The 22786-nt window shown below is 40.0% G+C and carries 11 protein-coding genes; 2 read left to right on the top strand and 9 right to left on the bottom strand.

Annotation, left to right across the window (positions count from 1 at the left end; all coding sequences use genetic code 11):
- Nucleotide 1 precedes the first annotated feature (1 nt).
- From J2X77_RS15685 to J2X77_RS15655, 7 genes are all read right to left on the bottom strand, one after another.
- Nucleotides 2–3265 carry a SusC/RagA family TonB-linked outer membrane protein gene (locus tag J2X77_RS15685; protein ID WP_209578191.1) on the bottom strand — a complete coding sequence of 1088 codons (3264 nt, stop codon included), beginning with the start codon at nucleotides 3263–3265 and terminating at the stop codon, nucleotides 2–4.
- Between the two features lie 15 nt (nucleotides 3266–3280).
- Complete coding sequence (locus J2X77_RS15680) at nucleotides 3281–3853, bottom strand: DUF3826 domain-containing protein (protein ID WP_209578190.1); 573 nt, start codon at nucleotides 3851–3853, stop codon at nucleotides 3281–3283.
- A 216-nt stretch (nucleotides 3854–4069) separates the two neighbouring features.
- Nucleotides 4070–7564, bottom strand: coding sequence for a malectin domain-containing carbohydrate-binding protein (locus tag J2X77_RS15675; protein WP_310081518.1), 3495 nt, complete (start codon nucleotides 7562–7564; stop codon nucleotides 4070–4072).
- A gap of 14 nt (nucleotides 7565–7578) precedes the next feature.
- The gene (locus J2X77_RS15670; RefSeq protein ID WP_209578188.1) at nucleotides 7579–10377 is read right to left on the bottom strand and encodes a glycosyl hydrolase family 95 catalytic domain-containing protein; all 2799 of its coding nucleotides are present in this window, start codon (nucleotides 10375–10377) and stop codon (nucleotides 7579–7581) included.
- Complete coding sequence (locus tag J2X77_RS15665) at nucleotides 10377–11963, bottom strand: glycoside hydrolase family 28 protein (RefSeq protein ID WP_209578187.1); 1587 nt, start codon at nucleotides 11961–11963, stop codon at nucleotides 10377–10379. The genes J2X77_RS15670 and J2X77_RS15665 overlap by 1 nt, the downstream gene beginning before the upstream one ends.
- Nucleotide 11964: 1 nt before the next feature.
- A complete protein-coding gene (locus tag J2X77_RS15660; protein WP_310081514.1) occupies nucleotides 11965–13503 on the bottom strand; it encodes an MGH1-like glycoside hydrolase domain-containing protein in 1539 nt (512 codons plus the stop codon).
- A gap of 107 nt (nucleotides 13504–13610) precedes the next feature.
- The gene (locus tag J2X77_RS15655) at nucleotides 13611–16322 is read right to left on the bottom strand and encodes a hypothetical protein (RefSeq protein WP_209578185.1); all 2712 of its coding nucleotides are present in this window, start codon (nucleotides 16320–16322) and stop codon (nucleotides 13611–13613) included.
- A 165-nt stretch (nucleotides 16323–16487) separates the two neighbouring features.
- Here J2X77_RS15655 and J2X77_RS15650 point away from each other — a divergent pair, with 165 nt between their 5' ends.
- Nucleotides 16488–17108: a 3'-5' exonuclease gene (locus tag J2X77_RS15650; RefSeq protein ID WP_209578184.1), complete on the top strand. Its 621-nt coding sequence runs from the start codon at nucleotides 16488–16490 to the stop codon at nucleotides 17106–17108.
- Between the two features lie 10 nt (nucleotides 17109–17118).
- Entirely contained in the window at nucleotides 17119–19032 is a 1914-nt protein-coding gene (locus J2X77_RS15645; protein WP_310081512.1) for a DUF294 nucleotidyltransferase-like domain-containing protein, read from the top strand.
- Between the two features lie 191 nt (nucleotides 19033–19223).
- Here J2X77_RS15645 and J2X77_RS15640 read toward each other — a convergent pair whose 3' ends face one another.
- Nucleotides 19224–21185, bottom strand: coding sequence for an alpha-L-arabinofuranosidase C-terminal domain-containing protein (locus J2X77_RS15640; RefSeq protein ID WP_310081510.1), 1962 nt, complete (start codon nucleotides 21183–21185; stop codon nucleotides 19224–19226).
- A 51-nt stretch (nucleotides 21186–21236) separates the two neighbouring features.
- Complete coding sequence (locus tag J2X77_RS15635) at nucleotides 21237–22778, bottom strand: alpha-L-arabinofuranosidase C-terminal domain-containing protein (protein WP_310081508.1); 1542 nt, start codon at nucleotides 22776–22778, stop codon at nucleotides 21237–21239.
- Nucleotides 22779–22786 lie beyond the last annotated feature (8 nt).

Below are 22786 nucleotides of genomic sequence, written 5' to 3'. Positions count from 1 at the left end.
GTTATAATGTCACATTTACACCAAAAGAATACGTGCGCAAGTTTGGATATGTATCCCAAGCCGCTCCATTACCATCCTTATATTTAAATGGATTATAGATAGTTAATGGATTCATAGCGCTGGCATACACACGAGCATTGGCTACTTTTAGATATTTCACCAGTTTTTCAGGTAATCTATAACCTACATTGAAACTACTCATACGGAGCTGAAATGCTGGAACTGACCAAAAATTAGATACTCTATTATAAATATCAGACCATTGTGGGTTCGGCATTGAACCCGTAGGATTAAGATCTGGATCGTAGATATTTCCCCAAATGACAGGAAGATTGGTATAAACACGCGAAATATCGTTATTCAGTTTATTCCGTTCAGTAATTTCAGCATATCCACCAAAAGTTCCAGTCAATACCGCCTCAGCGCTAAAGCCTTTATAACCCGCTTTAAAAGTCATCCCTAATGCGTAATGGTTTGTATTATTTTTTGCTAATTGTATTTGGTCATTTTCGTTAATGATTCCATCTGGTCCCGCAAATGTACCATCCGCCTGGAGTGCCCCACGGACATCGCGGTAATAAAGCATACCTGGTCTTAGCTTATCAGCAGTCTCTTCAAATACTTGTTTAATATTATATTGACTTACGTAGTTGTCAATATCTTGCTGCGTTTTAAACATTCCTAAATAATCGTATCCCCAAGCACCGTTGTCAGATGGCCCATTCGGACGTGCTTTCCAAGGGTATAGAATATCTATATCATTAAAATCTCCCAAGATAACCTTATCATTAGACCAAGAAAAACGTGTGCTGATACCATAGTTAACCTCATTAACCTTATCTTGCCAACCTAATTCAAACTCATAGCCAAAGGTATTTTTACGGCCATAATTTTCCGCCGCTACAGATCCCCCAACTGAAACAGGAATATTCCCTGTTCTTATTACCAGAAGATCATAACCTTTGTTGTAGTAGCCATCGATTGTTGCGGATAATCGACTATCTAGAAACCGCGCATCAATTCCAATATTATTTTTATATTCATTGGCCCAAGTCGCATTTCTATTCGGGGATTTTTCCATTTTTAAGCCAGTACTCGCATCAATGGAGTTATTATTTTCACCAAAGACACCACCTTTTCCCTGCTGATATGTGTAACGTTGTAACCATCCCCAGGCAGCAGTCTGGTCATTACCGAGCTTACCATGAGACAAGCGTAACTTCAAATAATTAATCGCATTCGAATGGAAAAAGCTTTCTTCACTGATCACCCAACCTGCAGAAACATTGTAAAAATTTCCCCAGTAATTCTCCGGAGCAAATTTTGTTGACGCATCCGAACGAAACAAAATCTCTCCAAGATATTTATTACCATAACGATAGTTCAAACGTCCCACATAACCAAGTGTTCCTGATTCATAAGCGGCCGTACGCCCGCTCACCGCTCCAAAAGCGGTGTTAAATTGGCCATTCGTTGTTGCCAAAGGATCGTCTTTCCAAACATCTTCTTGTGAACTATTAGCCTCCGCTTTCTCAACAGAAAATAACCCAGAGAAATTATGCTTTTTCCATTGTTTATCATAAGTAGCGGTAAAATTTACCTGATAGTTGCTACCTGCCGCATTCGAAAAATAGACTCTGTTACCATTACTAAAAGTAACTGCTTTAGGATCTGTAGCAAGATCATAGATATGTCCATTGTCGCCTGCTCTTGTAAAGGTATACGTCTGATATTTTGTACCTATTTGTGTACCTCTATCATTTTTTAAATTTCGATTGTAAGATCCGCGTAAGATCAATCCATCAAGCCATGGTGCTCGATATTCCCCATTTAAGTTGATACTGAATTGCCGGGTGTCTGACGTTGCCAGATTACCAAGTTTTTGCAATTCAAAATAGTGATAGGCTGATAGATCTCCTGATGTCCCGGGTAATCGAACGGGCAAACCATTAACATACGACGGCACATAAGGAGAGGCCAACAATAAGTTACGATAATCGTTGTCATCATTCTCACCGCCTATTTTGTTAAAAGTTTTCTGCAAGTTTCCGGTATTTCCAGACACTTGTATCCCTACTTTGAAGTTACTTGCTACTTGAATATCGCTACCTGCCCTAAAGTTCCAACGATCATAGTCGAGCGTGCCCAAATTTCCGTCTTGTTTGCTGTATGCAACATTCGCAAAATAGGTTGCTTTATCAGTTCCCCCCGAAACATTCAAAGAATGTCGGGTCAAATAACTCGATTTCCATGCATCATCCAGCCAGTTGTAGGAATGATTTTTAAAGTAATCCAGCTCATCCTGTGAAAAAAACCATTTATCAAAGCCCGGCTTTGTCGCGTCACTATTGCTTCCATTCGGCCCGTTCATGATATTGAAATACATACCATATTGGTAAGCATCCATCATTTTTGTTCGATAAGCTTCATCGTTAATGGCATATGAACCGTTATAGCTAATCTTTGGCGTGCCTACTTTTCCTCTTTTCGTCGTAACCAAAACAACACCATTTGCCCCTCTAACACCATAAACTGCAGCTGCCCCATCTTTCAAAAAAGATATACTCTCAATTTCAGAAGGATCTAAATTGCCGAACAATGTTGCATCAGGTTGATTCTGTCCATCTACCTGAACCATACCATCAATAACGTATAGAGGATCTGTTGTTCCTCCATCTTTACTTGGCCCCATAGGTTTTCGTATAGTTAAAGACGCTTTCGTGCCAGGTCGAGTATTGCCTCCACTTACACTTAGTCCAGTAACACGACCCGCTAACGCAGCACCAATATTCGTCGTAGGTAAATCTTCTATCTCTTCCGCTTTGATCGCCACAACCGACCCTGTCAAATGTGCTTTTTTCTGTGTGGTATAACCAACCGTAACAACCTCATCGAGCTCCTGACTTTCAGCTTCCATGCGTATATTTAACACACTTTGGTTGCCAACTGGTATTTCCAATCTTTTATAGCCAACAAAATTGAGCACCAAAATCTCATTCCCAACGGGCAAGTTCAGCCTAAAAGTACCTCCCTCGTCTGTTGAAGTCGCAGTTTTAGATCCTTTGATGGATATCGTTACTCCCGCCAAAGGTTTTCCATTTTGATCAACCACCTTTCCTGTTATATTTTTAAAAAAAAGCAGATTGAGTTCACTTGGATTCGCACCATAAGAGAAGCATGGAATGGCCCCACCTGTCATTATCCCAATGGCGAGCAGCTTTGCCAACCGAATAGAAGATTTCCTTGGGAATATAAAGTAATTCATAATTTAGGTCCTTGTTTATTGGTTTGTTTTTTTGAGTCTCGCGGCCCACTTGTCACCTTCCTCTTTTAAATTATAGCCGTGAGACGCTAAATAGTTATTGATTTTGCCTTTGTATTTACCGAACCAGGCGTGTTTTTTTTCCGAAGATTCGGCCTGCATGGCAAAATCTCGAGCTTCATAAAGTAAACTGTCAATCATATGTACTTCATCTTTTGAAAGACTTGGAATCATATCTTGATAGGCCTTCACGGTGTTCGGATAAACATGATAGGTCATGCCGTTTTTAACTGCTTCAACTTCTGCCGGTGTTAAAACTTGTTTTAACCGGATTACGAAAGCTTGATTTAAATTGGAAGTTTCCTGAAGCGTCTCCTGTGCGATCTGTTCTTTTAGACTCTTATCCGTATTCTCCTTAATTTTCAAATCGCGAAGCGAATAACAGGCATTCAAAAGATAATATTGATCACGAATAATGTGAACCGCTCTCTCTTGCTTGGCTTGATCTGCTAGCGCTAGTTTAGCTACAATTTTTGCAGACCGATCTGTAATAGTTTTCCAATAGGCGTCCTCTGTTTGACTAAATGTCATAGACACGCTTAAAAATAAAATTGTGAATAATGTAAAACGTTTCATAGGCATGAAATGGTTTATCCCTTTTTTGGTTATTAAATATTAAATAAAGCCCCTTAACTTTATTTCCGTTATAATTGCTCAAAATAAACGTCAAAACGACACAAAATTTCAAGTGCTCAATATAACTGAAAATTTCATCGGCAACCGTCATGTACTATCCTGACCCACTTGCTATTTGACCTCTAGATTATCCACAACAACACCTTTAGAATCAAGACTATACAGCTTAATAAAATAGGTCCCAGCATTGATCATTGTCTTTGTATCGGTATTGATATAATTCCATTTTCCGGAACGCGTAGGTTCCAATGATACGAGAGTTTTGGGCACCAACACATGCCTATTTTTGTCTAAAATTTCATAGTAAGCACGACGAACTTCCTTAAATGGATTATGATACTTCACCAATAATGAATACACATCCGCTGCACCGACCTGAAACTCCCAAGCGATATAACTCTCACTAGCATTAAATACTAAACGTCTTTGTCCGGCAAACTCAATTTCGGAAACACCTTCCCGCCAAAGGGTTTGATAGGCTTTATAGTTTTTGACCTCCTTCAAGTCATACACTGGAAGAAGCCCACTTTGCTGCTGAAAGACCACAATATCTCCGCCGCGCTCAGTTTTCAGCAAAATTTCCTCGCCTACCTTTAGCACCCTACGGAATACGGCAAAATATTTTCCCGTATTCAATTGTACACTGTCTTTGGTCTCTTCAAAATTGTCCGGTTTCTCATTTCGTAGATAGAAAGCAGTGGTAGGTTCTTTAAAACGTAGATGATAGGTGCTATTGCTATCAAGCTCAAAATAATCTGAGCCAAACAAGGATGGTGGCAAGGAAAAAAACGATGTTACGCTAGAGCCATCCTTTTTCAATACACTGCCTATATCCAGCCAACTATGGAGTTTTATATTCTGCCGCGTTAAATCTAGATTATAATGATCTTGACCGCTTGATTCTGAAACTATGGCAACACCCTTCTTTGAGGCAATGGCAACGGCGTGCATTACTGCTTGTCCAGCATAAACGCGCGGGAAATTGATAACAATCTTTCCGTCAGCAACCCTAACAGTATAGTTTTTTCTGACTACGCGCTGGAATCCCCCATTTTTATAAATATCAAACTTATGCTCAACAAGTTGGCCATTGATAGCAATATCGAAAACTCGATCGCCATTGCCTGACGAAAACTTACCATGCCAAGGTTCGGCGAAATATAATTCAACTAAATATTCTCCATTAGGTACGTCAAATTGATAGCCCAACTTCTCAAGCCCATATCGGAAGCTCTGAAAAAGAGGCCAGTCTTTAGTTCCTTTAATTGGATCAAAAATAACGCGTTGACTGGCAAAATAAGTGTTCATCCCTTCAAAACTATCCGCCCAAGATTTACTGCCCCAGCCCAATTTCGACCGATACGGTTGGTCAGCTTTCCACTCTGCCCCGTATTCATCTGTATAATTATCGCCACCGCAATTAACACGGTAGAGATAATGATATCGAAGATCTGGTTTTAGAATCTTGGATGAGCCTAAGGAAAAGTCTCGAAAATGTGGACTTTCGGGAAAGTTATGTAGTATAATGGTGTCACGGCTAACGATCTTTCCCCCTATTCGTCCCTCGGCGTACAATATATTATACCTCACCTCAACACCATTAAATTCAATATGCTTTCCAAAACCAGGATGTTGCTTTTTTCCAAGTGACAGGAATCCTAAGTCATTGAAAAGTTCGACTTCCTCACAATTCGAAAAAATACGAATGTTGTCTTTCACTCCAGGGGCCAACCACCGATTTGGCCAGGAATGCATTGCGATATAAACCATTGGATGCTTCTTTTTACCATAATGCGACAGATACATGTAATAAGCATCCGTAGGCTCTCCCCAGGGGGTTAATAAACCTTTATAATTAACCGGGCCAATCCTGTCAATATCACGATTTCCTTCTCCCCCCTGAATACGCCCCGGATTATCATGTGAGTTCCAAAGCCATAAATAATGACCAATCGCTTTGGTTTTAACAGAATCTGCTAAACGAACTTTTGTTTGTAGTATATCGACAAAGCGCTCTTCGTTGTAGTTACTCTCGTTAGGAAGATAGGGTGGTTCGGCATGTAAGCCCAAGCTCCTCCAAGCGCCGTACTCTCCTACAAGCTGCTGCTTTTTAAGATCCTCTCCATAGGTATTTTGATTTCCCCCGTAAGTGCCTGTCCAATTTTGCGGAACATCCCAATCGGTACCACTACCACCATTACATGTAGTCACCAGTCGTTGTATAGACGCCGTAGGATCTAATTTCCGAATTAGTGCTGTACATTCCCGTGCAAAATCTTCGGGTAGTGTACTCTCATTTTCAAGGCCCCACAAAATTACTGAAGGGCTATTTCTACGTTCTCGTACCCATTCTGTTAACAATTTTTTGAAATTTTCTCGAAATGCTGGTGTGTCAAACCAAATATGGGCGGCAAGCTGTGTCCACAATAAAATGCCATGACGATCCCATGCGTGTTGATAGCGCAGGTTATGGGGTTGATGTGCATCACGAAATGAATTGAATCCGAGCGTTCTAATTTGTCTAATCCGGGCATCAATCTCCTCTTTATCAAAGGCATGTGATTGCCCCAATTTATGTTCATACTCCGCAATGCCATTAATAAATATAGGCTTTCCATTAACCAAGAAACGTGGGTCGCCAGAGGGCTTTAAACCTTTTGACCAACGAACAGACCTAACTCCATAATGTGTTTCAACCTCATCTGTAATCTGTCCACCAATTTTGATCTGCATTTTTATGCGATATAGGTAGGGTGAATCCACAGACCATAATTGCGGATTGGCCAAAACCAGATCTTTCAGCCGAATTTCCTTTGTTGTGTTTACTTTTATCTGATCTTTCGATGTAGATTGAAGAATTGATATCCCTTTCTGATCCAACACTTCGGTTACAATCTCCACATCTTTATTTCTCTGGCTTTTATTGCTCACTTCTACAACTTGATGTACGATCGCTTTTCGATGATCGGCAGTCTCATCGTTCCAGTAATGCTCGCCAAAAGGAGTAATAGCTACTTCATTTTTAATTAATAAACTCACAGGTCTAAAAACGCCCATAGGCTGTGATCCTTCTGAAAATCCACGCTCAGTAGAACAGCCGCCATCCACCCAAGGAAGATCCATGATATGAGCTGGATGGTCTGCCCGAACAGCTAACAAATTAGGACTCCCGTCCAATTTAATTGCATCAGTAACATCCAATGTAAATGTGGTTCTTCCCCCTGCGTGATATCCTACGCGCAAACCATTTAACCAAACTGTAGCATAGGAACCTACTCCCTCAAAAAATAAATAGAACCTATTCTTTTTTCTTTGCTGTTTGAGCGAGAAATTTTTCCGATACCAGGAGTAACCATGTAAATTGCCATGTAACAATCTACGATAACCTTCGTAGCTCTCCCAATTATGAGGAACATCGACTTTCCGCCAGTTATCGTCTGTCTTAAAAGAAGCCTGGTGAAATCCATTATATCTCGCGGAATCTTTTTGATCCATTATCGTCATCCAGTCAGCATCCAATGTTACTATTTTACGAACGTTCTGACCAAAAGAAAATAGCCCAAACACTAAGATACATATACAGCAAAAGAGTCTTCTTATCAACATCAACGTGGTCTTCATTATTTCTTTAAAATCAATTCCCTACTAAAGGCATAAGATTTGCCCTTCTTTGTTTGAATCTTTACTTCATGGTTCTGATAACGTAAATGGAGGTCTTCTCCTGAAAGTGATTCAACGGTAACCCCTAACAACTGACTGTCTTTCCACTCCATATTGATCTGAAATGCTCCTCGCGCTTTGATTCCTTGGACTTTTCCTGTTCCGATTTCCGCCGGTAATGCCGGTAATAGCTCAATTCCATCCGTGTGGCTCTGGAGTAACATTTCTATAATTCCCGATGCCCCACCGAAATTCCCATCGATCTGAAACGGTGGATGGGCATCAAATAGGTTTGGATAAGAACCACCTCCATTATCCGCCGGCCGCAATAGCATTTTTACCATGTGATAAGCATGCTGAGCGTCTTTTAATCTCGCCCAAAAATTAATTTTCCATGCTAAGCTCCAACCTGTCCCTTCATCTCCCCGTAACACCAACGAGCGCTTTGCAGCTTCAACCAGCTGTGGTGTACCAATCAGATTGATTTCATTTCCCGGGAATAAACCCCACAAATGGGATATATGTCGATGTTTATTCTGCGGATCGTCCATATCTACCAACCACTCCTGCAGTTGTCCATATTGCCCGATTTGGTTAGGTGCAATCTGATTCCGCATGTTGCTAATCGAATCCCGTAAAAGATTATCGCTATCCAGTATCTTGGAGCTTTGGTTGAAAATATCAAATAAGGAGCGAATAATCTGATGATCCATAGTAGGTCCCTTGACCAACCCTCCATTCTCTGGGGAGTTTGAAGGTGAGCTGACCAACCATCCCGTTACTTTGTCCTTGACAAGAAAGTCCTTAAAAAATAAGGTAGCATCCTTAATAATTGGATAATATTCTTTTAAAAAGTGTAAATCTTGTGTGTAAAGATAATGTTCCCAAAGATGTCTCACCAACCAAGCTCCACCTGTTGGCCATATACCATGGTTGGAATTATTAATGGGAGCTGTACCCCGCCATAAATCCGTATTGTGATGTAAAACCCAACCCCGGGCAGCATAATATTCTTTGGCCGTTTCTGCACCCGCCACATGCAAATCTTGAATCATTTGGAATAAAGGATCCTGCAATTCAGAGAGATTTAAAACCTCGGTCGGCCAATAGTTCATCTCCAAATTTATGTTAGTCGTATATTTGCTCCCCCATGATGGTTCTAAAGATGAATTCCAAATGCCCTGAAGATTCATAGGCTGGCTACCTGGTCGAGAAGCTGCAATTTGGAGATATCGGGCGTATTGCACATAAAGCGCGAGCAGCCCAGGGTCATCCAGCATTACTGCCCTTCTTAATCTTCTATCTGTTGGAATAGTATCGAGCTGGCTGCTATCGTAAAGTTCTATTGCAAAGCGATGGTACAAATTCTGGTAATCTTTTTGATGGATTTGATACAATTTATCAAAGTCCGACTTCCATAAATTTTTGGATCTATCCAATGCGATAGTAGCATACTGATCGTTCAGTTCTCGATACGATTTAAAATTGGTTGATGCAGTTAGATAAATCTGGACCTCATCGGCTTGTTTAACAACAAGATCATTACCCTCATAAAATACCCGACCACCTTTCAATTTGAGCTTTACGAAGGCTGTTCCTCGCATCGAACCATTTTTGACCCATACCTCCATACCGATGGAGGAGTCTATCATGTGATCAAGTTTGGCACGCTGATGTTTGGTATTCAGGCTTAATCTAAAAGTGATTTTCCCCTTCTGATCTGCCTGTAATCTTAAGCCGATAAAATTGTTGGGATAACTTGCAAAATAAGTTCTTTTATAGTGAATTCCATTAGCATCATAATTGACACGAACTTCACCTTTATCCATATCGAGTATCCGGCTGTAGCGCTTTGCCTCTTTGTGATCGAATTGCAAATTTAACGTACCAAAAGGCTGATAAGATGCCTGATAATTTCCTATTTTGGGACTGTTTGGATCTTGAATATAGTATTTCCACTCTCCATTAAGCGAGATTAGTTTTCCGGTGGAACTTTTTAATCCTATTGACTGCTTTGTATCCTTATAACCAGCTACCCCTCCTTTTCCTTCTAAATTGATCACCTGAATTGCGATACTATTTCTCCCTTCTTTCAGTAGCCCTTTAGGTATTTGATAAAGTCTTCTGGTATCATCTCCCACCGACTGACCGACGAGCTTACCATTGATATATGTATAATCAATGGTCCTGATCTTATTTAAATCCAACGACCATAGCTCTGACAGCTGATTTTTTGAAAGGTGAAATTCATAACGAAACCAAACGGCACCATCCAAACCCTCCAGTCCTAGATTCTCCCAACCCTCATAATGCGGAGCCCTCATAAGCGGCCATTTACTATCGTCAAAAACGAACTCAAAAGGCCCATGCTTTTGCTCGCGAATTTTCCCAATTTTTTCCAGCCAAGCATCAGGATCTTCTGATTCACTTTTAAGCCCCATAAATTCCCGCATCGCTAAAGATTCCGCACCTCTCTGTTGCCCTTGATCAAGCAACTCCCGTATGTTTTGAAGATACTTTGATGCGCCTTTTTTATTATAATTTCGTGGTCCATCCGTCCATAATGTTTCCTCATTAAACTGTAATTCTTCCTCCTCGACTCCCCCATAAACCATGGCTCCGAGTCGACCATTGCCAATAGGTAAAGCCTCCTCCCATTGTTTGGCAGGATGATCAAACCACACACGTGTTTGTGCAAAAGCGAAGCCCAAGGGCCATATCGACAAAAAAGACAATAAAATATACAGATACAAACGCATTATTTAGCTTCCAAAGGGTTTACATTTGACGTTAACTGACCGTTTTTATAATTACCACGGAGTATTTGTTTTACACGAGCTAGATTATTACCGTGAACATAGATAGCTTCATTCGCTGATCCGACTAAATCCAAAAAGAGCGCTGTACCTAACAATGGAAAGCAACTCTGCACATTCACTGATTTACAATTTTCAAGCTCGATAAGCGATCTTTCAGCCACCGGTGTTATGTTTTTTATATTCAATAGATTCAGTTCTTTACCGTTGTTGACGGATAATAGCGCACCCTGTGTGATCGCGACGTTTACATTACTCAATGTCAATCCATTCACATTGAGCGCTGAAAAACCTGTGGTTCCCTGCATGTTAATATCCGAAAACACGACATTTTCAATTGGCATTTCTGCTAAGCCTCGCATATAACCAATGCGATTTGTTGTACCAGATAAATTGTTGATAAAGATGTTCCTGAATTTAGGCGTACGTTCACTAACAGGTCCCGGTTCACTTTTAGCATATTCCATATCTAGTACAATAGCCTGATCTCGAATATCACGCATGACAATATTGGAGACTTGAATATTTTCTACAATCCCACCTCTACCTCTTGCGGTTTTTAAACGTATACCACGATCTGTTCCGTCGAAAATACAATTGGAAATAACAATATTTTTCACACCACCTGACATTTCACTCCCAATAACTACCCCACCATGTCCGCGAAGCATCGTACAGTTTGTAATGGTATAATTCTCTGCAGGGATATTGATTTTCCTTCCCGAACGATCCTTTCCAGATTTTATGGTAATGCAATCATCCCCTACACTAATGTGGCAATTGGCGATGCGAACATTGGAGCAAGATTCTGGATTGATACCATCTGTATTAGGCGAAGGAGGGTTATCTATTGTAACGCCTTCTACGGTAACGTTATCACAATATTGTGGATTAATTGTCCAAAACGGCGAATTTTGAATTTTAATATCTCTGATCTGTACATTTTTACAGTTTAAGAACTGTATAAAAGGCGGGCGTAAAAATCCTCTCTCAATCCATCCCGGAAGGTCCGGAGCCAAAACATCTTTATTGAGGCGTTTAAACTCTTTTTGCCATTTGCTATCTTCTGTCTGCTTCTTAACTTCAACCTCCGAATAGCCCCACCATTTTTTACCATGTCCGTCAATGAGCCCACGTCCTTGGATACTGATATTCTCTAGATTATTACCGTAAAATAATGGCGAAAAGTTTGTAACAACAGTTCCTTCCCAACGAGATTCAACCATAGGCAAATACTCATCAAAATTATCGCTAAAATGTAACTCCGCTCCAGCATCGATATAAATCGTAATATTACTTTTAAGATGAATGGGCCCAGTGACGTATTTTCCAGCTGGAAAATAAATCGTCCCCCCGCCTCTATTGGACGCTGTTGTAATAGCTTTTTTGATAGCCAATGTATTACTTCCGGTGCTGTCCTTCCGACCACCAAAATCCATGACGTTAAGCCAAGTTTGTGCCTGCAAACCCAACATGAATAAACAGAGTAATACAGTTATTATTCCATGACGATAGCTCTTTCTGATCATATTACTTTAAGTTAATCTTACAATTTTTTAAAACCTTTTTTTGCATTGACTTTACACCGTCCACATAGATGGTCAGTCCCTTGCCTTTGTGATATTTCTCGCCAGTGACATCCCAGTAAATAGCAATGTTCTTATTGTGATACGTTAACTGGGTGAGTGAAAAGTAGTCCCATTGATCTTTCGAAATCAACGGTTTTATCTCAAGAATAGGATTAATCTGTGGTTTTATTCCAATTAGATCCTGAATAATGACATCCGCAAACGTAGAATGGTTATAAAACTTACTTCTCGGATGATCTCCCTTCAACCATTCTCCAGTTTTCTCATCTTGATATTCACCGATGTAGGGTTTACCATTCATAACATGGGATTTGGCATATTTATGGATTTGCTCGTATAAATCGTTTGCGTCAACTGCTTTATTCCTTTTATAATCGCTTAAATAATTAGCCATCCCCCTGATGGTCTGTGAACTTGTAAAAGGCCAAATTGCACCATCCCATTCACAGCTATGTCCAGTACCACGGGTTCGAAATGTCGGTTCACGCCGCTCAGCCGTTGTTGTTCCCCAAGGTGCATTAAATCCTGCGGTATCGGGTAGCTGCAGCCAAGCTTTTCCATAAGCTGTTCTATCCGGAGGTAAATGAAAGTACCATGGGATAAAACCGATTGCTTCCCGCGTGGGGTGTAGTTCCCCTTTTTCCATCTTTGTTTTAAAAAATTGATCTTCTTTGTCCCAAAGCGAATCCAATATCAATTGGCGTAAAGTCTGTGCATAGGAATTGTATTTTTTCTCTAATTTTGGATTAGACACCAATTTGGCAATTGTCGCAATCGCTACAGCGTTTCCATACATATAGCTATTGATTGACGGACGCATATTGTGAACCTTACGTCCACCCGACACCGACTCTTCCATACCATCTTGAACGTCAAATTGCCAAAAGAGCCCATTTTTAGTCTTTCTTTCTTTTTCCCACTTTTCAAAATCCAAATCCAAATCCAATAGACGGTCTTTTAGATATTGATTATCAGGATTAACTTTACAATAAGCTAGTAAGGCATCAGGTAGCCAAGAACTGAATTGATGAAACCTTGGCTTCGATTGATTCTTGTCTGCATGATAAAGCCAAAAGTCGATGTATTCTTTTAGAAAAGCATTGTCACGAATCCACCTTCCTTCATACAAATGGTGTCCGAGCGCACAACTGATTGAATTGTATTTTCCAGCATGCTTCACTGGCTCAATAAATTCGGTCACCAAGGTGCCTTCCGGACTCGATTTGATATGTTTTCGGTAAGACCACCATCGAAAATAATAGGTTTGCTCGATTTCCTTATCCGGACAGTCAAATAAAGGAATATTAGCCATCATCCAGTCATAGGCATCCTTATTCGGAATATTATTGATTACTGCTTCGTTATCGTTTTTGTTAAACTCTTGAACATAGCTGTGAACTTTATCTTCTAATTTCTGCTGTGCCTTTACACACGATAGCGCACAGAAAAAAAGCGCAAGAATAGATTTTATAATTTTCATTCCTTATTTAATATCAAAAAAGTTGAAGTAGATGTATTGTGTTCTCGTAAAATACCCACTTCGTTTAAGTTGTTTATCCTGTACTATCCTGAAGGACATGGTTGTATTTACAATTTGGTTCCCCGATAATAGCCAAACAAGTCGTCTAGATCATCTCCTTGATTGTCCACGTCTGCATTATATGAATTAGAGAGTTCCTCATGATCTACTATACCCAAAATAAGCACCTCTCCTTTTGGAATCTTCAGCTCATTGACCCCTGGAGGAAAGGAATAGGTATGAATATCCACCATCGGCATGTATTGTATTCGTATAGCATTACGTATCCTTGCCTCTGCTTGACCAAAATCATTTGCACTTGCATCAATTTCCAGTATAGGTTTAGGCGCAAAAACTTTGTCATTACTATTAAAATAACCAATCAATATCTTCACTGCTTTATTATTCTTAAAGCGAAGATGTGTTCCCTGAAGCTTTTGCTTTTCGGTATTAATCTGTACCGCTTGCAGTCCTTCCAATTCGTTGGCCAGATGGGTAACAACTAACTCCTGATCTGCATACAATTTTGCGCCCTTTTTCAATGGAATAAGTTGCTGATCATCCAAAAACGTAATCTCTTCTGACTTTAATACCGCTTTGGCATGTGTATAGACATCCGAAATTGTAGCTAAAGAATCTATCGCATGTTTAAAATTATTCAACTCCGCTTCAAATACAGGAAGCATCTCTTTCCAGTGAATGAACGAAGCATCAGCTCCGCGCATGGGTATCTTACGTTGTTTAGTCTGCATGCTATTTGCATATAAATAGGCCTGATTTGTGATCTCCGTAAGTTTTCGATATTCCGTCACACTTTGCTCCAAATCGGGCAGCGCTTTCCGAAGCGCGCCAAGATCATGGGAATACTTGTATTGAAGCAGCTGAATAGCTGCCTTAACCTTATAGCTATAATGATTGGCTAACAATTGATGAATCCGTATATCAGTAAGCCAGCGATTAAATTCTGCAACATTTTTCATTGGTTTTCCTAACTCCTTAATCAGCGCAGCTGCACGATCTCCATGTTTCACAATTTCTTCCGACACTTGGAGAGGTGTCTCCCCAACATGGCCTTCCTTGTGGTAATCTCTCTCGACATAATCAATAATCATTTCTCCTTCAGGAGCTTCAGATTCATAAAGAAGAGTAAACAGACCATAACGATAAGGATTTATCAATTGCGTCATCAGCATTCCGAGTGAAGATGTCTGTCTATTACCATCTGTAATACCAAATCGCCTAAGTATTTTAGGCGATATCTCACCAATTTCTTCGATAGCCAATAGTAAATTCAGTGCATCCTTCTCGGGAATACCATAATATCGGGAAAGTTCATTCGACCAGTAAGATTGCTCTTGTGACAAATCTCGATTTTCATTCCAAGCATATCGTGACCATGCCTTGTACCACATCCAGTCGCGATCTACCTGAAGCAATCTATTATTTACCTTGTCTGCTGCATATGGCCAGTCCCAGTAAGATGCCTGGGGGTAAATATGAATACCGTTTGAATGATGAACTTCATGCATAGCTTTGACCGATCTCTGGATAAAATCAGGTGAGCCATATCTAAATGGTTCCAAGTTGGCTAAAATATGAACATTCTGAATATGGACTGTACCAATGGCACTTAAAGAGCGATGTAACTCGGCCCACTTCCCTCTTGGAGTATAGGTGGTCAGCGCCTCACCATTATATTTAGCCATAGTATAGAGGTTTTTATAAATTGGTAATGCAGCTTTCATAACAGCTGGTGCATCAGTGTCGTGGGCTCTTAAAATAATAGGTGGCTCGCCATTAGTACCAGATGCATGTAATCCGTCCTGTACTCCCGGAATGATGGTATTGGTAAACCAGTTAATATCATCTTGACCGACTCCCTCCATTGCCTCGCCCAACGTGATTAGTAATCCGACGTTTGGATACTTAGCCACAAAAGCAGCAATACTTTTGCGGGTGTAATCAGAAATTAGCGGTGTAATAGCGCGATTGCGCTCTTGAGTTTTTAACCCATGACGATCGGCAAAAGGCTTCGGCAGGATGATGTTATAAAACATCTGGATAATCCAAATACCCCTTTTATTAGCTTCTTTTGTCAAAAAAGTATAGATCTCCTCGTTTTTATCAAATGTTGTCTCATCCACTTCAAGCGCATAAGAATAATCTTTTAATTTCACCAATGAAGAAAAAGGGTGCCCATTCCATAAATACAAAGCATTGTACCTGTTTTCAACCATCATATCCAAATACTTCAACCACAATTTTTTATCATAAAACCATGGAAAAGATTCAGGTGTATAAGGATATTCGTAAATATCATGCCCCGGCAAATACGCAGTTTTTTGAAGGCCAATGCTTGTGCCACGCATAACCATTTTTGGTCCATCGGCCAAAAAGAATGGCCCAACGTTCAGCCAATGCCTATCTGCCAGCAACGCCATACAGCCATACAAAACCCCCGATTCATCCGTACCGATCAAAGTGATCGGATCTGTTTTGCTCTTTCGAAATAGAACAAAATGTTCTTTTTCAATCAATTTACTCCTGATTGAGTCTGGTAAAGATTTTCTTTGTACTGCCGTACTTACCTCAATATCGAGATGGTCGGTAACACTTGATTTAATCAATTCTTTTTGTAACAGGTCAACTGCATATTGAAACCGTTCTTGATTTACAATTCCTTCCATCGTGTAACGAACGGTACTACTTTTATTTCCGGCATAAAGTTCAGCAAGTATTGAAAAGACAAAAAGAAACATGCATAATAGTCTTTTGCACATAATTGGTTATTTATAATTCACTAATAAATGTTAATTTTACATATAAAATTTCAAACATTAAAATTCGTATCTCGTTTTTTACAAAGGAGATGCTTTACAAATGCAGATTTCTCTATTATTAACTAGAATATTTTAGTATTTTAGAGCATACTCAACAATAATTCATTGAAAAAATATTTGCTATTTCTAGATACAGAAACGTCTGGCCTACCGAAAAAATGGAATAAAAGGTACACAGAAAGCGATAATTGGCCACATGTACTGCAATTGGCCTGGATCATTTTTGACGAAGCCCAAAATGAGATCAAACGGAGCAATAAATATATCTACGAACCACTCATTCCGATCAGTCCGGCATCAGAGCAAATCCATGGGTTGACGCCCCCTTTCTTAAGGCAATATGGTGAGAAGAAAAAAGAAGTGTTGCGCAAGCTCAGTCATGACATCAAAAAATATAAACCTCAGATTGTTGGACATTTCCTTTCCTTTGATTTACAAGTATTATCTGCGGAATTCTACCGATCGAACCTTGCGCTTCCGTTTGGTGAAATAGATTATTTTTGTACACTTTTACATAGCAAAAGGTATGTTAGAAATCCAAATATGGTACATCTTCCACTGTCGCTGTTACATGAATCCCTATTCTTGTCTCCACCGGAACATTTACACGATGCAGAAAAGGACGCTGAGATAACAGCTAAATGTTATTTTGAAATGATTCAACGAAAGGATTTAACTCATCAAGATATCCTTAACCAGCAAATAGAATTTCATAACATCTTTTAATTTTTTCCTAATGAAAAATTCCGAGATTATCCTTTCTACACTAAAATCTACCCCTCCATTTCAGGCACTGCCCGAATCCCTGCAGCTCAGTATTGTTGATATATTCAATGAGTACCGCTTCTCCAAAGACACGCTTGTTTATCGACAAAGCATTACAGACATGGATGGGGTAGACTTAATCTATGAAGGTGAATATGAAACATTTTTCTTGGACGATTTAGACAACAAAAGATTAATAGAAATTCACCATAAACCCTATTGTTTTGGCGGAATATCCGTGCTCTTAAATAGAACAAAAGCATTAAAATCCGTAATTGCCAAAAAAGGTACAATTATCTATCGGTTACCTAGGAAAAACTTTATCGAGCTTTGTAACGCTAATGAAGAATTTTTTCATTTTTTCACTAATTCTTTTGGAAGAAGAATGTTGGATGAAGAATTTTCCCATTTTGTCAAATCTCCAGCTTCCTTTGAAGAAAGCTATTTTGCTGCAGATCAATTATATTCAAGAAAGATCGAACACATCACCTACAAAGATATTGTTGCTTGCTCTCCTCAAACGCCCATCTATGAAGTTGCGAAGACTATGGCGAATCAAAAGGTGAGCTGCCTGTTCATAAAAGATGATAACAGCATTATTGGTTATGTAACCGATATGACCTTGCGCGATAATGTAGTTGCTAAACAGGTACCAGTCGACCACGAAATTATGGAAGTCATGGACAACCCTATTGTTAGCATTTCAGATCAATCTTATCTTTATGAAGCAGTATTAAAAATGTTCCGGACAAAATCCAGATACCTGCTGGTTGAAAAAGAAGGAAACTACGTTGGATTTTTAAGCCGCAACAGATTATTAAGCGAACAGGGGCAATCTCCACTTGTTTTTATTCAATCTGTCAAGCTTGCAGAAACACTCAATGAATTGCATGAAAAGTGGAACAACGTTCCCGAGATTATCCATCAGTTGCTTGGCAGAGGCGTAAATGCTGAAATTGCCAATCAGGTAATCACAACCGTAGCAGACAGTATTGCACTAAAGGTAATCGAAAAAGTCATCGGAGAAATGGGCGAACCGCCTGCTAAATTTGTCTTTATGGTGACTGGCAGTGAAGGGAGAAAAGAGCAAACATTAATGACGGATCAGGATAATGCCATTATCTATGAAGATAAGGCAAACGAACATCGTGAACTCGTCCGAGAATATTTTTTAAATTTTGCTACCCGGGTGTCAGATCATCTAAATACAATAGGTTTTAGCTACTGTACGGGCGGATATATGGCCAGCAATCCCGAATGGACACACTCCCTATCCCATTGGAAAAACAACTACAAAAAATGGATTGAAGAAAGTATTCCTGAAAATGCGATTAAGTTTTCAACTTTTTTCGACTGCAGACGCTTGTATGGCGATCAAGGTATTATTAATCAGCTTAAAGAATTTCTCAATATTGAATTACAGCGGCCAAATGATCGCTTTTTTACCTTTATAGCAAAAAATGCCCTTCAATATGAGCCACCGCTAACATTTTTTAAAGCGATAAAAACCCAAACTATAGGATCATCCGAAGTATTCAATATAAAAAAAGCAATGACGCCTATTGTTGACTTGGTCCGCGTATACGCGCTCAAAAACCGAATTTATGAAGAAAACACTGGTGGTAGGCTCAAACAGCTATTAGAATTAGGAATATTCACACAAGAACAATATGAAGAATTACATCAATCCTATTATTATCTGATGTCGATTCGTCTGAAAAATCAAGCAAATCAGATTAGAATAGCCAAACTGAGTCCAAACAATTATGTACCGATGGACAGCCTGACAAATATTGAAAAAGCAACCATCAAAGAGATATTTAAAACGATCACTAACTTTCAGTTGGGAATCAAAGTAAAATTTACCGGTAACCTCTTCGGTTAACAGGTCGAATTAACACCAAATTGTTAAAAATCTCTTTCCGAAAGTTCAATTTTATATCCCTATGTCCATAAGGAAAACAAGGAAGCCATCAGTAAACTGATGGCTTCCTTAACGCATATTCAACTTATTTCATTAATCGACAGGTTCGGTTGCTTTACCTCTATCAACGATTGATTAGATGGTTTTGCTGCCTATTTCGTAGACAGTCTAATCAGCGTAAAGGAGTATGGTGCAAAAGTTTGAACAAGTTTTTTCCCATTATAAACAACAGTACTTTCCTTTGGACGAATATTTAATGGTTCTTCCAAACTATTACTGACATTTAGATCGGGATTGGCCAGCGTAACAAGCTGTGCCGTGGCCGTTAACTTCTTCTTGGAAACTACATCAAGATTAACTTTTTTCGGCTGACTATTGTAATTGACAACTTTCACAATCAATTCCTTTGAAGACTCGTCATAAACTGCAGATGCATACAAACTATCTTTACCCGCAACGGATTCACCGTCATGCATAATCGGAATAATAGCTGTGCCCCTGTTGGTTGCATACAACTTTTGAACCTGGTAGCTAGGTGTACCATATACTTGCAGATTATCAACCCAAATTAGATCCGGCGACCATTGCCACCCATCAACATGACCAAACAATGGCGCATAAGATGCCATTTCAACCACATCACCATTTCGTTCAAGACCAGTCATGAATGCAGCTTCAGAAAGTGCTGCCTCCCACGTACTTTTTCCAGGACCATTTGGTCGTGTCGTATGTGAAGCGTATTCGCCCGCAAAAATCTTTGCGCCGTTTCGGTTGTAATTGTCATAACGGCTCGCACTTGAAAGAAACCAGGACGGTGGGCGATAATAATGTTCATCGATGATATCGATATTCATGGCACGCAACTTATCATCTAAGAAATCAAAGCGATCCCCCTCTGGATCGGTACCTGAACTCGCTATAATTTTGATCTCTGGATGCTTTTCGTTCAATGCCTTCTTAAAGATGGCCAGACGTTCAATATATTGAGGTCCCCAATTTTCATTGCCTACGCCTAACATTTTGAGATGAAATGGCTCAGGATGCCCCATTTCTGCACGCAATTTACCCCATTTTGTAGCAGTAGATCCGTTGGCAAATTCAATCAGATCCAAGGCATCCTGAACATACTCATCTAACTCATCTAATGGTACAACTTCGCCTGTATTAAACTGACACGCCATCCCACAATTAAGGATGGGCACCGCAGTGGCGCCGATATCTTCTGCCAATAAAAAATATTCGAAGAAACCTAAGCCAAAAGTTTGGAAATAATCTGGCGTTAAACGATGTTTAAATTCAGTATTCCAACGGTTAATAATCAGTTCTCGTTCACTAATTGGACCAACCGTTTTTTTCCATTGAAATCGATTGGCCAAATCTCTACCTTCCACAATACAACCTCCCGGAAACCGGATAAAACCAGGTTTCATATCTGCAAGCATTTGAACCATGTCTTTGCGTAATCCCTTTCGTCTCCCTTTCCAAGTGTCGACGGGAAACAAAGACAACATATCGACGTCTAAAGTGCCCTCACCTTTAAACCAAACATTTAATTTAGCCTTTTCTGTTGTTTGGTTAACAGGAAATTTAACCGCAGCTTCCGACCACGATGCGACGGGATCAAGAGGAAGTTCAGCGGCTCCGATTACCTTATTTTGAGGATCAAGCAGTTCAACGTGGATTGTCATTCCTTTCGCAGTACTTTGGTACTGTAAAGAAAACTCATATGCTCCTCCCGCTTTTACCCCCATTCCCCTAAAGCCTTCATTTTGCAATCCTAATTTTAGATTGCCCGCATTATTTAATCTTAAATAACGTTTATTTCCCTTCCGCTTACTGTCATTCACCAGCAAATAAGTCCCCTCAACACCATTTTCGAGCTTCTTCCAGCCCATCCAAGGTTCATCAAATTCAAAGGATCTATTCTTCACCAATTCAGCATAGATTCCCCCATCAGCGCCCAAGTTAATGTCTTCAAAAAACACGCCCCACATATGTGGCGATATTTTCCCCGAGGGCTTATCTAACTGAATATTTAATGCTATTGGTGTCTGCGCCGCAGCTGAAAAGCCTAAACCCGCTAGCGCTACCATCAACGATACAACTTTCTTCATCTATATAATTATTTGATCATTAATGTTTAATTAATGAGTTTTAAAACTATCTTAGGTTAATTCCAATACGATTACTGAAAAAGCAGGAATATCTACTTCAACGGTACCATTAACAACCTTCGCCTTATTGTACACGGCAGGTGTAATCGTTGTCGGTTTGTCGAACGAATTATAATCGCGCAGATGCTCAGCGGTAAGTATTCTACCAGTTACTTTTCCGGCTTTAAACGAGCCCAAATCCACCTGCACCTTATTTTTCTTTTTTGGGTCAATATTCACAAGGGAAATATGTGTACGGCCTTGTTTGTCCTGTGAGGCTGAAACCGAAACTGCCGGTATCTTCTCTTTATTAAATTCAAAATCAGTCGATTGCAGCGATACAGGAATTAATTTAGCGTCCTGATGTACCTTATACATTTCCATGACATGGTACGTAGGCGTCAAAATCATATTCTTCCCTTCCGTAAGAATAACCGCTTGTAATACATTTACTGCCTGGGCTAAATTGGCCATCTTAACCCGACGAGCATGATTATTAAAGATATTCAATGTCATACCAGCAATCATAGCATCACGCATGGTGTTCTGTTGGTAGAGAAAGCCAGGGTTCGTCCCTGATTCGACCTCATACCAGCCCCCCCACTCGTCTACGATTAGATCTATCAGTCCTTTTGGATCGTATTTGTCCATGATGGCAATATTCTTCTCCACTAGTTCATTCATAAACCAAGCTGATTTCATGGTCTTGAAATACTCCTCTTCCGAATATTTCGTTGCAGAGCCTTTCTTATCCCAGTTGATGACCGCATAGTGATGTAATCCCATACCTTTCATCAAACCACTTGGAATTTTCTTCATGAGTGTTTCGGTCCAATTGTAATCTGCACTATTGGCTCCAGAAGCAATTCGATATAGACCACTCCCATTCGTCCAATCCGACATGAAAGTCGCGTATTTGCGGTAGATATCAGTATAATAATCGGCAGTCATATTTCCACCACAGCCCCAAGCTTCATTTCCTACACCCCAAAATTTAACCTTCCAAGGTTCCTGCCGTCCATTTTTACGTCTCCAATCTGACATGGGGCTTTCTCCTTTAAAGTTTACATATTGAACCCAATCAGCAAGCTCCTGCACCTCACCACTACCAACATTACCAGCTAGATAAGGTTCTGCCCCAAGCAATTCACACATATTTAAAAAATCATGCGTTCCGAATGAATTATCCTCTGTCACGCCACCCCACCAGTTATTAACCATAGCAGGACGTTGGGCTTTGGGGCCAACTCCATCCTTCCAATGATACGTATCGGCAAAACAGCCACCGGGCCAACGTAGATTGGGGATGTTCAAATTTTTGAGGGCTTCGATAACATCTTTCCGAACGCCATCAGCATGGGGAATCGAGTCATTTTTTTCACCAACATAAAATCCATCATAAATGCAGCGGCCCAAATGTTCAGCAAAATGACCATATATATGTCGACTTATAATCTGCTCTTGCTGCGGAGTTTGCAATTTGACACTACTCTGTCCATGGAGTAGCCCATTGACCAGCGCGAATACAACGCCTAATGTAAATCTTAGCTTCATCCTATATT

This window comes from Sphingobacterium sp. 2149, assembly GCF_031455655.1.
GTDB lineage: Bacteria > Bacteroidota > Bacteroidia > Sphingobacteriales > Sphingobacteriaceae > Sphingobacterium.
This window is presented reverse-complemented; position numbering and strand designations above follow the sequence as displayed.

Coding starts and splice junctions, on each gene's coding strand:
- J2X77_RS15685 (WP_209578191.1), bottom strand. CDS start 3,265: ATGAATTACTTTATATTCCCAAGGAAATCTTCTATTCGGTTGGCAAAG.
- J2X77_RS15680 (WP_209578190.1), bottom strand. CDS start 3,853: ATGACATTTAGTCAAACAGAGGACGCCTATTGGAAAACTATTACAGAT.
- J2X77_RS15675 (WP_310081518.1), bottom strand. CDS start 7,564: ATGTTGATAAGAAGACTCTTTTGCTGTATATGTATCTTAGTGTTTGGG.
- J2X77_RS15670 (WP_209578188.1), bottom strand. CDS start 10,377: ATGCGTTTGTATCTGTATATTTTATTGTCTTTTTTGTCGATATGGCCC.
- J2X77_RS15665 (WP_209578187.1), bottom strand. CDS start 11,963: ATGATCAGAAAGAGCTATCGTCATGGAATAATAACTGTATTACTCTGT.
- J2X77_RS15660 (WP_310081514.1), bottom strand. CDS start 13,503: ATGAAAATTATAAAATCTATTCTTGCGCTTTTTTTCTGTGCGCTATCG.
- J2X77_RS15655 (WP_209578185.1), bottom strand. CDS start 16,322: ATGTGCAAAAGACTATTATGCATGTTTCTTTTTGTCTTTTCAATACTT.
- J2X77_RS15645 (WP_310081512.1), top strand. CDS start 17,119: ATGAAAAATTCCGAGATTATCCTTTCTACACTAAAATCTACCCCTCCA.
- J2X77_RS15640 (WP_310081510.1), bottom strand. CDS start 21,185: ATGAAGAAAGTTGTATCGTTGATGGTAGCGCTAGCGGGTTTAGGCTTT.
- J2X77_RS15635 (WP_310081508.1), bottom strand. CDS start 22,778: ATGAAGCTAAGATTTACATTAGGCGTTGTATTCGCGCTGGTCAATGGG.